Origin of the sequence: Burkholderia anthina, assembly GCF_902498995.1 — a bacterium.
Taxonomy (GTDB): Bacteria; Pseudomonadota; Gammaproteobacteria; order Burkholderiales; family Burkholderiaceae; genus Burkholderia; species Burkholderia anthina.
The window spans coordinates 55835-69076 of sequence record NZ_CABVLY010000035.1; the positions used below are offsets into that span (position 1 = coordinate 55835).

The window sequence follows — 13242 nt, forward strand, 5'->3', positions numbered from 1 at the left end:
CGCCCTACTCTTTCCGCCTGGATTCCGCTCGATGAGCCAACCCGCACGAACCGTCTTTCGCAACGACGCAGACAAGGTCGCGTACGTCCGCCGCGAGGTCAACGCCGCGAGCGATGCGATTCGCGCGCGTTTTCCGCTGCTCGACCGCCAGAACGTCGTCGGTGCGACCGTGATGACCGTGTCGGTGAGCGCGATGCTCGCGATCGCGTGGCTGTATGCGCGCGGCGCGATCGCGTGGTACGTCGCGCTGCCGCTTGCCGCGTTCGTCACGTCGCTGATCCACGAGCTCGAGCACGACCTGATCCACCTGATGTACTTCAAGAAGACGCCGTGGGCCTATCACCTGATGATGGCGCTGTGCTGGCTCACGCGGCCGGGCACGATCAACCCGTGGACGCGTCGGCGCATGCACCTGCATCACCACAAGGTGTCGGGCGGCGAATCGGATCTCGAGGAATTCGGCATCACCAACGGCGAACGCTGGGGCGTGAAGCGGCTGCTGATGATCGCGGACGGGATGCTCGCCGTCGTGCTGCGGCCGGACGCGATGCGCCGCAAGGTCAAGCAGTACGTCGCCGCGCAGCCGGTGCAGGATGCGGCCGAGCGCGCGCAGTTGCGCGTCGAACAGGTGTCGTCGTACATGCCGATCGGTCACGCGTATTACGCGCTGTGGCACGCGTTCATCGTCTATCACGCCGGCCTGTTCGCGCTGCATGCGTTCGGCCATGCACCGAACGTGCCGCCGATCGTCGGGCACGTGATGAGCGTCGTCGATTTTCTCGCGGTGGTGTGGCTCGGGCCGAACTTCGTGCGCAGCTTCTGCATCAACTTCGTCAGCTCGAACATGCATTATTTCGGCGACATCGATTCGCGCAACGTGATCCAGCAGACGCAGGTGCTCAACCCGTGGTGGATGCTGCCGTTCCAGCTGTTCTGCTTCAACTTCGGCAGCACGCACGCAATCCATCACTTCGTGGTGCGCGATCCGTTCTACATCCGCCAGCTGACCGCGCGAACCGCGCATGCAGCGCTGCGTGAAGTCGGTGTGCGGTTCAACGACGTCGGCACGTTCAGGCGCGCGAATCGCTGGGGTGCTCATCAACCGTATCGCGGTACGCGTGGCGCGCAGCAGGCCGACGCATAACGCACACGGCCGCGGCCCCCTTCACCGGATCATTCGCCGATCGCCGGCATCGGGCCGTGTCCGCGAATCCACGCCCAGTTCGCCAGTTCGGCCATTTCCTTGTCGCCGCGGCTGTCGCCGTACGCGAACAGTTTCGCGGGCGGCTGATTCCCCCACCAGCCGCGCAAGCGCACGACCTTCTGCGGCCCCCAGCAATTCTCGCCGTTCAGCCGTCCGGTGAACACGCCACGCTCGAACGCGAGGCGCGTCGCGAGCACCGTGTCGATGCCGGCCGTCTTCGCCCACTTCTCCAGATACAGCGACGGCGACGCGCTGACCAGCACGACTTCGTGCCCGCGCGCCTGATGCTCGCGAATCCGCTCGAGCATGTCCGGACGCACGAGGTTCGGCAGATAGCCGTCGACGAACCGGCGCGCCAACGCGTCGAGCGCGTCCTCGCGCATCGGCCCGAACGCAAACCCGGCGAACTTCGCCTTCGCGTCGCCGCGCGACAGCAGCCCCGCCTTCATCGCGACGATCCACGGCAGCGCGCGCAGGCCGGCCCACGCGAAACGCGGCGTGCCGACCGCGTAGCGGACGAAATGACGGAAGCTGTCGGTAGTCGTGATGGTGCCGTCGAAATCGAAGGCGGCAACGATGCGGTCGGTCATGGCGAGACGGGGAAGCAGTGCGATGCCCCGGAAGATAGCAGAATCGCGCCGGTCCACGCGAAACGGCGTGCTGCCGTACGCGTCGCGCCGCGAACGCGCGCACCGGCGCGCGCGTGCGTGCGGTTCGTGGTTTGCTCAGCGCTGCGGCCGCGCCGCCAGCGCAGCCGGCAACACGACGTTCATCAGGTGATCGGCGCGCGACAGCAGATCGGTCACGCGCTCGTCGAGCCCGCGCAGTTGCGCGGGCTGCATCCGGATCTGCTGGACAGCCTGCCCGACGATGTTGCGGCGGTCGAACAGCGTGCGCTCGATACCGGCGTCATCCGGCGCGCGCACGACGTCCGACACAGCACTCAGCGCCGCGAGCACGACCACGAGGTTTTCTTCCGCATGACGGACCTTCGCGGCGAGTTCCTCGGTGCGCCGCGGGAAAAAACCGAGCGACTGCTTGAGCGCGCCGAGCGCCGCACGGTAGTCGACGTGCGCCGACGCCGCGCCGAACCAGCGGTCGAGCATGCCGGCCTTGCGCGTCGCCTGCGCGAGCATCCCGGCCATCATGTCGGCCGCGCCGAGTTCGTTGAATTCGCGCGTCGTCGCCGCGACGGCTTCGACGAGATTGCCGGCCGTCTCCAGCGCCCCGTCGCCGATCGTCGCGACCGTCGCGAGCTTGAGCGGCACCAGTTGCCGGATATGCCGCTCGATGCGCGGCGCGTAATCGGGATAGAGATTCGGGAAGCTGGCCTGCGCGGCCCGAAAGCATGCTTCGAGCTGCGGATGGTTCGATCCGCCGAACAACGCGCGGCCCAGCGCATCGGCAGGCGCCGCGCGCGTGGCCTGCCCGGGCGCCGGCCCCAGGTCGAGCGCCTGCGGCGCCGGCCGCTCGGGCGCACGCGCGGCCGGCACACCGGCCGCCGCCGGCGTGTCGAACGCAAGACGCCCGGGCGTGCGCTCGGGCGTCGTATCGAACTCGAGCCGCTTCGGCTCGTCGGACGGATTCGTCATCGATGCTTGCTGCCCGGCGCCGCGCAGTCGCGCCGGCCGGGCTGCCGCCAGTCAGACCGCGCCGCCGTACGCGCGCACGAAATCGCCGAGGCCACGGTTGTAGCCGGCGCCGACCGCCTTGAACATGAAGTGGCCGTCGCGACGATAGAAGCTGCCCACCTGCACCGACGTCTCCATCGAGAAGTCTTCCTCGAGCGTGTACTTCGCGATCACCGCGCCCGACACCTCGTCCGCGATCTGGATGTAGCTGTTGCGAACCTGCCCGAAATTCTGGCGGCGCGCTTCGGCCTGGTCGATCGTCACCACCACCGAGATTTCCTCGACGTCGGCCGCGAGCTTCGTCACGTCGATGAAGATCACCTCGTCGTCGCCGTCGCCGCTGCCCGTGCGGTTATCGCCGCTATGCACGACGCCCAGGCACTTCGAGGCGGGCATCCCGCGCTTCGGGAAATCGTCGCCCGGCTGGATGAAGGTTTCCTTGCGCTCCATCGTGCGCACTTCGCTGTTGTAGAACACGAAGTGCTGGTCCGAGATCAGCTTCGGATTGCTCTGCGCGTCGTACTTGCACAGGAACACCGACACGTCGAGATCGAAATCCGAACCCGTGTCCGTCGCGTTCGCGTCCCAACCGAGACCGATGCGGAATTTCTGCGTGCCAGGCGCTTCCTTCGACAGGTTGACGCGACCGCCTTTCGACAAATTGATCATCAGAACCTCTTCTGCTGGAACCGCCGTTGTGCCGGCGGCAATGCCGGGCCGCACCGCGCGGCCCCTGGTTGATGTGGTGCGTGCTGCGTTACTCGCCTGCCACCGCAGTCCGGTCTTCCCTGCGCTGCACGATGATCGACGACCACACGGCCGCCGCGATCATCGCCGCGCCGATCAGGCCCGTGATGACTTCGGGCACGTCGAACTTCACGCCGAGGAACATGATCGCCGCGAGCGCGCCGATCGCCCAGAACGCGCCGTGTTCGAGATAGCGGTACTGCGCGAGCGTGCCCTTCTTCAGCAGCACGAGCGTCATCTCCCGGATGTAGGCCGCGCCGACGCCGAGACCGAGCGCGATCAGGAAGATGTTGTTCGACAGCGCGAACGCGCCGATCACGCCGTCGAAGCTGAACGACGAATCGAGCACTTCGAGGTACAGGAAACCCGCGACACCTTCGCGCACCACGCGCGTGCCCGTGTCCTCGCCGCCGACCAGGTCGCCCACGCCGTGCGCGATCACGAAGCCGATCACGCCGAACGCGCCCGCGAGCAGGAAGCTCACCTGCTCCGCGGCCGGCACGTAGAACGACGCGACGATCACGATCGCGAGCGTCAGCGCCACTTCCAGCGCCGTGATGCGGCCGAGATGGCGCATCGGGCCTTCGAGAAAGCCGATCCAGTGTTCGTCCTTCTCGGTGTCGAGCATGAACTTGAAGAACACCATCAGCAGGAACGCGCCGCCGAACGCCGACACCTCGTGATGCGCGGAGGTCAGCACCGCCGCGTACTTCCCGGGCGATTCGATCGCGAGCGTCAGCGCGTCCCACAGGCCGATGTGGCCGATCACCGCGACGATCAGCAGCGGGAACACGAGCCGCATGCCGAACACGGCGACCGGCAGGCCGAACACCATGAAACGGTTGCGCCACTTCTCCGACCAGTTCTTCAGCACGGAGGCGTTGACGACCGCGTTGTCGAGCGACAACGAGATTTCGAGTACCGACAGGACCGCGACGATCAGCATGTCCTTCACGCCGCCGAGCAGATAGGCGGCAACCAGCGCGATCACCGTGAGCGACAGCGGAATCTTGAAGTCTTTCAACATGATTGGGGTATGGGGTTCCGGAAAATGGGCGTGCGGGCTGCGCTTACTTCGCGCGCACCCAGTCGCAGAATTCCTGCGTGATCAGTTGTTCGTAAATGTGTTCGTCGCTCACGTCGAGCGATTCGAGATGCAGGAAGCCGACGTTCGGCATCTCGCCCGCGACTTCCGCGAGAAAATCGAATTCGCTCGGATCGCCGACACCGACGAGCGACCAGTACAGCGGGAAGTGCTGCGACTCGGCCAGCAACTGGCGTACGCGCTTGCGGTCGTTCTTCGGGTTCTGGCCGTCGGTGACGAACAGCACCCATGCGGGCAGATCGCCGTTCACCGGTGCGGACGCGGCCGGGGCGGCGGTTTCGGCACCGCCGAACAGCCGGCTCAGAAAGCCGCGCTTTTCTTCGCGCCTGGGCTCCGGCGCGCGGAAGAAGAAGTCGACGATGTCGTTCATCACCGGCGCATACTGCGTGCCGCCCCACTTGTCGATCCGCGCTTCGAGCACGTGATCCGAAATGTACGAGCCGTAGTTTTCCGGCGTCGCGGTCGGCAGGCGGTCGTAGCCTTCGGTGAAGGTCCACGTGTCGACTTCGCCGTTGTCGTCGAACTTCAGTGCAATGCCGAGGATCCGGTCGTGCGTCTCCTGGATCACGCCCGACTGGTAAAGCGGCTTCGCGGAACCCGAGATGTCGAGCGCCGCGCCGACGCGCACGACGGGCGGCTTCAGGATCTGGCGTTTTTCGAGGACGATCGCGACCTTCGCCGCGCGTTTCTCAAGCGTAATCATGCGGTGTTCCTCAATGGTGCTTCGGAGCGAATCGGGTGATCAGGTCTTGCTCGAGCTGGCGCAGGCGCGGCGCGTCCTGCTCGCGCTGGCGCTTGCCGTCGGCGATGATCTGCTTGATGTCGTCGAACGCGCCGAACAGTTGCTGTTGCGCATATTCGAACGTGTCGGTCGAGATCACCGGGCGCTGGCCGAGCTTCGCGACTTCCTGCGCGTTCTGCCGATTCAGGTCGGCTTGCGCGCGAATCGCCTCGTCGGCCGCGTCGTACGTCGCGTTCGCGAGCGCCGCCGCGCGCTTCGTGCCGAGTTGCTCGAGGTAGAGCGCGAACGCGTTGGTCCACGCGGGAATCAGCACCGTCTTGATCGTCATGAACTTCGACGTCAGCGTGCGTTTCTGGTCCTGCTCCATCCGGATCTGCGGCGCGAGCTGCTTCGACATCAGCATCGCGCGGTCGAGATCGTCGAGCTTGCTTTCGAGCGCGTCGACCTTGCGCTTCACGTCGAGCAGGCGCTGCGCGGCAAACGCATCGTCCGCCGGCTGCTGGCCGGCCGCGAGATGCGCACGCAGCGCCGCGAGCGCCGTTTCGCCGTGCGCCTTCGCCTGCGCGAGCTCCTGGTGCAGCGCGTAGTTGTCGTTGTACATGCGCTCGAGCTCGTCGATGCCGGCCTTCTGGCGCTGCGCATGCGTCTCGAGTTCGACGACGAGCGTATCCATCCGCTTGCTCACCGACTCGTATTGCGACAGCAGCTTCTCCTTGGTCGAGCGGAACAGCCGCGTGACCTGCGTGAGCAGTCCGCCCTTGTCGGCGCCGCGCGGGTCGAGCCCCTTCGCGGTCGCGATCAGCTCGTTGAGCTTGTCGCCGAACTGGTCGGCATCCGACGCGCGCACGCTCGTGAGAATCTGCTGCGAGAAAGCGGCGATTCGCGTGCCCTGCGCCGCACCGAGCTGGTCGATCTCGTCGACGGTGATCAGGCGCACGTTCTCCGGCGCGGGTGCGACCGGCGCGACGGCGGCGACAGGAACCGCGACGGGGGGCAAAGACGGGGTGGAAGGACGATCGCTGACCGCATCGGATTTCTTGTCATCGAATAGCGGTTTCATGTGGCTGCCACGTTTCCTTTTTTGCTTTTGCTGCGTGTTGTCGTGCGCGCGAGGCGCGCATCCGATTGCCGTCGTGCTCTCTCACGGGCGGCAGACGGACAATAAATGCCGTGGCCGCATGGCGTCAAGGGATCGAATTCTTTCAAATTCCATTCATTTTGTAATCAGACACGTCGATGCCTCGGCCACGCCATGCCGCGCCTGCGGCCATGTCCGGCTGCCGCGCGGGATTCCGGCGCGTCCAGGCTTACATGTCGGATCAATGCGAAATGAAGTTGAAATAATCGGATTTCCGGAGATTCCGGACGACCTGGATGCCGTCGACGGATGCCCGCGCCGATCGACCGCGGGTTATCGGGCCTGCACGTGGAACAGACCGGCGGGGATGGGACGCGCAACCTCAACCGGTCACGAATCGTGAAATTGCGCCGTCAGTCGATGTCCACGGAACGTCGGCACGGCACGTAACGTCACGTCATGCACACATGCATGACGCGGACACCGCATCGACCGTGCATCGACCGTGCATCGCGCGTGCAACGTCGGCAGGTCCTTCAACACGCGAGCGGGCACGATGCCGGCCGCGGCGTGCCGCTTTCCCGATGCATCGGCGTGTCGTCAGTTCACGCTCTTCCGATACAACGCCACATACCCGGCGAGCATCAGCAGCAGCGATCCGCTGACCCGGTTCAGCCACTTCTCCCCGGCCGCCTTCCAGACGCGCACCGAATGCACGCCGAGCAGCGCGTAGCCGGTCATCCCGATGACGTCGATCGCGACGATCGTCGCCGCGAGGATCGCGTATTGCGGCGCGACCGCATGCGAACGGTCGACGAACTGCGGCAGCAGCGCCGACATGAACAGGTAGTACTTCGGATTGCTCATCGCGACGAAGAAGCTCTTCAGGAAGGCAGTCCGGCGATCGGGCGTCGTGAGATCCGGCTCCTGTGCGGCAGGCGCGCGGCCGCTCGACATCAGCATCCGGATGCCGACGTACGCGAGCCACGCGGCGCCCAGCAGCTTCAGCGTCACGAACGCGGTTTCGGACGCTTCGAGAATGACGCCCAAGCCGAACCCGACCAGCGCGACCAGCACCACGTCGGCCGTCACCGCACCGAGCATGCCGACCATCGCGTGACGCAACCCGTAGCGCGAACCGTTGCTCATCGCGAGCAACACCGTCGGGCCGGGCGTCGCCACGCCGACGGACAGAATCAGGGCAAATGCGAGCAGTACGGAGATCGTCATGAGCGGGCGGGCGTTGTGAAAGGGATTCGTGATTCGTGCGGACGGCATGCGCGTCGTTTCGGCCGTGGGGCTGCGCCGGCCGGTTCGCGAGACGAGGCCGGAATCGACGCGTTCAATGATCGCATGATTGCCACGCCACGCGCTTGCCGGCCGAACGGCGAACGTTCGATAAGAAACATGACTGCCGAATCTCGTGACCACGCGGCGGCGAATCCATCCGCCACCCGGATTTCGGCGCGACGAGCCGCCCTTCCCGCGCGCCCCTCCCGTCGCGCCGCCCGACACACCATTTCGAGACGATTTTCCCAAATAGAGACACGTCTCATTATCAAACGACAATGATTCTCGTTTACGCTATACTCCGCGCCCATATCCAAAACGGCGTCCGCGACAGCACGGACCCGACTCTCCGCCCGGATTCCGACTTGCCACCCTGGGACGGACCACCCGACCACATCCGTTTTGCGTCCCATGTCGACACTCTCGTTTCCTGTCCGGCGTCTTACGCCAATTGCTTTCGGCATTGCGCTTGCCTGCGCGATGCCTGCCGCCGCGCTCGCGCAGACGGCCGCCGCCGACACCGCCGTGCTGCCATCGATCAACGTCACCGGCACCGCCGATCCGCTGCCGGGCGACCTCGCGCCGACCTATGCGGGCGGTCAGGTCGCGCGCGGCGCGGACTTCGGCGTGCTCGGCCGGCAAAAGGCGAGCGACGTGCCGTTCAGCATGACCACCTATACGTCGAAACTGATCGAGGACCAGCAGGCGCGCACGCTCGCCGACGTGCTCGACAACGATCCGGCCGTGCGCAGCGCATCCGGGTACGGCAACTACTCGCAGGTGTTCGTGATCCGCGGCTTCGAGCTCGACGGTGACGACGTGTCGCTGAACGGCCTGTACGGCGTCACCCCGCGCCAGCTCGTCGAAACCGACGCGATCGAGCGCGTCGACGTCTTCAAGGGTGCGAATGCGTTCCTGAACGGCGCGTCGCCGAACGGCTCGGCGATCGGCGGCGGCGTGAACCTGCAGTTGAAACGCGCGGACGACAAGCCGCTCACGCGCGTGACCGTCGACGGCTCCGTATCCGGCTCGCTCGGCACGCACGTCGACGTCGGCCGCCGCTTCGGCGACGAAGGCCAGTTCGGCGTGCGCGTGAACCAGTCGATCGGCGGCGGCGACACGGCCGTCGACGGCGAGCGCCGCCGCAACAATGTGACGGCCGTGTCGCTCGACTGGCGCGGCGACAAGCTGCGCGTGTCCGGCGATTTCCTGTATCAGCGGCAGCGGATCGACGGCGGCCGCTCCGTCGTGCTCGTGAACGGCAACCAGTTGCCGGGCGTGCCGTCGGCCACGCACAACTATGCGCAGCCGTGGAGCTACAGCGAGCTCGAGGACACCGTCGGCATCGTGCGCGCCGAATATGACTTCCTGCCCGCGTGGACCGCCTATGTCGCGGCCGGCGTGCGTCACACGAACGAGCATGGCGACTACTACACGCCGACCTACTCGTCGTCCGGCACGACCGGCTCGCGCCTGAGCGTGCCGCACAAGGAGGACGCGCAGTCGGCCGAAGCCGGCGTGCGCGGCCGTTTCACGACCGGCCCCGTGTCGCATTTCGTGACGCTCGGCGCGTCGTTCATCCGTATCGACAGCCAGTCCGCCTACACGATGTCGAGCGCGTTCCCGACGACGCTCTACGATCCGTCGGCCGTCGCGTTTCCGTCGACCGCCTATGCGGGCGGCGACATGGATGATCCGGGCACGGTGATGAAGACGTGGCTGCGCAGCGTCGCGGTGTCCGACACCATCGGCTTCCTCAACGATCGCGTGCTGTTCACGATCGGTGCGCGCCGCCAGTCGATCTCGGTCGACAACTTCGACTACACGGGCGCGGTGTCGTCCACGTACAGCGACGCGATCACGACGCCCGTGTTCGGTCTCGTGTTGAAGCCGTGGCAGAACGTATCGATCTTCGCGAACCGCAGCGAGGCGCTCGCGCAGGGCGAAATCGCGCCGAGCACCGCGCGCAACGCAAACCAGTCGCTGTCGCCCTACCGCTCGAAGCAGGTCGAGGCCGGCATTCGCTACGACACGAACAAATACGGCGCCTCGCTTGCGCTGTTCCAGATCGAGAAGCCGATGGCGTACACCGATCCGTCGTCGAACGTGTTCGGCGCCGACGGCACGCAGCGCCATCGCGGCATCGAGACGGCCGTGTACGGCGAACCGTGGAAGGGCGTGCGATTGATCGCGGGCGCGACCTACCTGAACGCGACGCTGCAGAACACGGCCGGCGGCACCAACGACGGCAACCGGCCGATCGGCGTGCCGTCGTTCCTGCTCAATGCGGGCGCCGAATACGACGTGCCGGCGCTGCACGGCCTCACGCTGACCGCGCGCTGGATCCACACGGGGCCGCAATACCTCGACGTCGCGAACACGATGTCGATCCCGGCGTGGGACCGTTTCGATCTCGGCGCGCGTTATGCGACCGAACTGTTCGGCAAGAAGACGACGTTCCGCGCGACCGTGCGCAACGTCGCGAACAAGTCGTACTGGTCGTCGACGATCGGCGGGTATCTGACACAGGGCGATCCGCGCTCGGTATGGCTGTCGATGACGACGGACTTCTGACGCGGGCGAAGGCCCGCCGCGCGGGCCCCGGCGGGCGGATTCCGGGCAGCTTCGACGGGTCGTCGAAAGGGGGTGGCGAGGAGCCGCCAGAGTTTGCTATACTCTCGGTCTTCCGGAGAGATGGATGAGTGGTTTAAGTCGCACGCCTGGAAAGCGTGTATAGGTTAATCGCCTATCGGGGGTTCGAATCCCCCTCTCTCCGCCAGACATACTGAAAGCCCCGCAGAATCAACGATCTGCGGGGCTTTTTCTTTATCGCTCGCTGAACACCGGCGTTGCGCCCGCCGACGGAAATCCCGCGCCGCCGGGATCGGTCGCGCCCCTCACGGATGCCGGATGTAATCCACCAACGCCCGCGTATATTCATCCGGCGGCCGGTCGAGCAAGCTCACCGCAATCGCCACCGCGAACCCGGCCGGCACACCGAACACGCCCGAGCTGATCGGCTCGATCCCGAACCACGTGTGCCCGGCAAACCCCGTGAGCTGCGTGAAGTACGGATACGTCGACACGATGTAGTACACGCACACCGCGAGCCCCGTCACCATCCCGGCGATCGCACCGCGCGTCGTCGTCCGTTTCCAGAACACCCCGAGCACCAGCACCGGAAAGAAACTCGACGCCGCGAGTGAAAACGCCGCCCCCACCAGAAACAGGATCTTCCCCGTATTGAGCGACGCGACATACGACGCGAACAGCGCGACGCCGAGCAGCAGCACCTTCGAGATCGTCACGCGCCGCTGGCTCGACGCATCCGGCGCGACCATGCAGTAATAGACGTCGTGCGACAACGCATTCGCGATCGTCAGCAGCAACCCGTCCGCGGTCGACAACGCAGCCGCCAGCGCACCGGCCGCAATCAACCCCGACACGACATACGGCAACCCCGCGATCTCCGGCGCGGCCAACACGACCATGTCCGGCTGCATCTGGATTTCCGACCAGTGCACGATGCCGTCGCGAATCACCTCGACGACACTGATCAGGTCGGGTTCGAAGTGATGCCACTGCGTGACCCACGCGGGCAATTCGGCGATCGGCCGCCCGACGAGGTTCGCAAGAATCTCGTACTTGATCATCACCGCGAGCACCGGCACGCTCAGGTAGAACAGCGCGATGAAGAACAGCGTCCACCCGACCGAACGGCGCGCGGACGCCACCGACGTCGTCGTGTTGTAGCGCGTCAGGATGTGCGGCAGGCTCGCGGTGCCGAGCGACAGGCACAGCAGCAGCGCGAGGAAATTCCGCTCGCGCGGCTTGCGCTCGTCGTCGTTCGCGGCGGGAAACGGCTCGTGCATCGGCACCGGCGGCTCGGCGTGCGCAAGCAGGTCGTCGCGCGCCTGTGTCCACGCGACGCGCGCCGCCGTCGGGTCACGCGGAAAATCGGCCAGTTCGCGCTCGCGCTGATTGATCTCGCGCAGCGGACCGTTGTGGCGCCGCAAGTCGGCAAGCTGGTCGACGAGTTGTCGCCGCGCATCCGCATACGATGCCGGCAAGCGGTCGAGCTGCGTCTGGATGATCGCGGCCTGCCGCCGATACGCATCGCGCACCTGCTGCTCTTCGGCCGCGTCGCGCACCTGCGCCTCGCGCGCCGCCACCCGCTCCATCAGCTTGCCGTAATTGAACTGCGGCACCGGCCCGAGCCCGCTCTTCATCGCGATCAGCGACACCGGTATCAGGATCGCGCTGATCAGGATGATGTACTGCGCGACCTGCGTCCACGTGACCGCGCGCATCCCGCCGAGAAACGAGCACACGAGAATGCCGGCGAGCCCGCAGAAGATCCCGATCGCGAAATCGACACCGATGAAGCGCGTCGCGATCAGCCCGATCCCCTGGATCTGCGCGACCAGATAGACGAACGAGCACAGGATCGCCGCGCCGGCCGCGAGCGCGCGCACCGCGGTGCTCGAAAAGCGCGTGCCGAGAAAATCGGGAATCGTGTAGCGCGCGAGCTTGCGCACATACGGCGCGAGCAAAAACGCGACGAGGCAGAAGCCGCCCGTCCAGCCCATCACGTAGGCGAGCGCATCGTAGCCGGTGGCGTAAAGCGAGCCGGCGAGCCCGATGAACGACGCCGCCGACAGCCAGTCGGCCGCCGTCGCCATCCCGTTGAACGCGGACGGCACGCGCCGCCCGGCCACGTAGTATTCGACGAGATCGGACGTGCGCGACAACAGTCCGATCACCGCATACACGGCGATCGGCACGAACAGGAACACGTAGCCGATCCACACGCCGGAGCCGGTCGCGCGCTCGATTCGCCACAGCAACGCGATGAAGCCGAGAAAGCCGAGCGTGTAGAGCGCGTACGCGCGAATCAGTCGATGCGTCAGCATGGATCAGCGGGCATTGTGCACATCGCTCGCGTGCATGGCATGGTCGTCGTACGCGCGGCGCAGCATGCGATCCGCGCGCTGCATCAGGCCGATGTAGACGACGATCAGCACGAGATACACGAGAATCGCGCCTTGCGCGCCGACGTAGAACGGCAGGCTGAAACCGGCGAAGCGAATGCCCGCGAGCGCGGGCGCGAAGAACGGCACGACGAACGACACCGTAAAGCCGATCGCCATCAGCACCGCGATCAGCGCGACGTTGAAGCGCCAATAGCGCGCATGCGCACGCGCAAGCGGCTCGGGAACGGGTGGCGGCACGGCGCGCGCCGGACGCGGACGGGACGAAACGGTCATGCCGTTATTTAGCAAAAAGCCCCTGCGCGGGCAATCGGGATTGCCGCGCAGGGGCTCGTACGCGCAATGCGCGCAACTGGCGCGATCAGCGCACTTCGGCGAGCTGGTCGAGGATCGCCGGGTTCTCGAGCGTGGAGGTGTCCTGCGTGATCGCCTCGCCCTTCGCGAGCGAGCGCAG

Annotated in this window: 11 protein-coding genes and 1 tRNA gene; 3 read left to right on the forward strand and 9 right to left on the reverse strand. The window is 66.1% G+C overall.

Translation table 11 applies throughout. The features are described 5' to 3' along the window. Window positions 1-31: 31 nt before the first annotated feature. Window positions 32-1144: a fatty acid desaturase gene (locus BME24068_RS31410; RefSeq protein ID WP_174928397.1), complete on the forward strand. Its 1113-nt coding sequence runs from the start codon at window positions 32-34 to the stop codon at window positions 1142-1144. Between the two features lie 29 nt (window positions 1145-1173). Here BME24068_RS31410 and BME24068_RS31415 read toward each other — a convergent pair whose 3' ends face one another. From BME24068_RS31415 to BME24068_RS31445, 7 genes are all read right to left on the reverse strand, one after another. Continuing rightward, window positions 1174-1794, reverse strand: coding sequence for an HAD family hydrolase (locus BME24068_RS31415; protein ID WP_174928398.1), 621 nt, complete (start codon window positions 1792-1794; stop codon window positions 1174-1176). 135 nt (window positions 1795-1929) lie between these two features. Continuing rightward, entirely contained in the window at window positions 1930-2796 is an 867-nt protein-coding gene (locus BME24068_RS31420) for a hypothetical protein (protein WP_174928399.1), read from the reverse strand. A gap of 51 nt (window positions 2797-2847) precedes the next feature. Then, entirely contained in the window at window positions 2848-3504 is a 657-nt protein-coding gene (locus tag BME24068_RS31425; protein ID WP_174928400.1) for a TerD family protein, read from the reverse strand. A gap of 88 nt (window positions 3505-3592) precedes the next feature. Then, complete coding sequence (locus BME24068_RS31430; protein WP_096509029.1) at window positions 3593-4609, reverse strand: DUF475 domain-containing protein; 1017 nt, start codon at window positions 4607-4609, stop codon at window positions 3593-3595. A 43-nt stretch (window positions 4610-4652) separates the two neighbouring features. Further along, the gene (locus BME24068_RS31435) at window positions 4653-5390 is read right to left on the reverse strand and encodes a VWA domain-containing protein (protein WP_174928401.1); all 738 of its coding nucleotides are present in this window, start codon (window positions 5388-5390) and stop codon (window positions 4653-4655) included. A 10-nt stretch (window positions 5391-5400) separates the two neighbouring features. Then, the gene (locus tag BME24068_RS31440; RefSeq protein ID WP_174928402.1) at window positions 5401-6489 is read right to left on the reverse strand and encodes a toxic anion resistance protein; all 1089 of its coding nucleotides are present in this window, start codon (window positions 6487-6489) and stop codon (window positions 5401-5403) included. A gap of 618 nt (window positions 6490-7107) precedes the next feature. Further along, entirely contained in the window at window positions 7108-7737 is a 630-nt protein-coding gene (locus BME24068_RS31445; protein ID WP_174928403.1) for a LysE family translocator, read from the reverse strand. A gap of 471 nt (window positions 7738-8208) precedes the next feature. Between BME24068_RS31445 and BME24068_RS31450 the strand changes: the two genes are divergently transcribed. Together BME24068_RS31450 and BME24068_RS31455 are read left to right on the forward strand one after the other, a co-directional pair. After that, a complete protein-coding gene (locus tag BME24068_RS31450; protein WP_174928404.1) occupies window positions 8209-10371 on the forward strand; it encodes a TonB-dependent receptor in 2163 nt (720 codons plus the stop codon). 114 nt (window positions 10372-10485) lie between these two features. Next, a tRNA-Ser gene (locus BME24068_RS31455) sits at window positions 10486-10576 on the forward strand. A gap of 118 nt (window positions 10577-10694) precedes the next feature. Here the strand turns inward: BME24068_RS31455 and BME24068_RS31460 are convergent. Together BME24068_RS31460 and BME24068_RS31465 are read right to left on the reverse strand one after the other, a co-directional pair. Then, window positions 10695-12710: a sodium:solute symporter family protein gene (locus tag BME24068_RS31460; RefSeq protein WP_174928405.1), complete on the reverse strand. Its 2016-nt coding sequence runs from the start codon at window positions 12708-12710 to the stop codon at window positions 10695-10697. Window positions 12711-12713: 3 nt separating this feature from the next. Continuing rightward, entirely contained in the window at window positions 12714-13064 is a 351-nt protein-coding gene (locus BME24068_RS31465; RefSeq protein ID WP_174928406.1) for a DUF4212 domain-containing protein, read from the reverse strand. Between the last annotated feature and the right edge of the window lie 178 nt (window positions 13065-13242).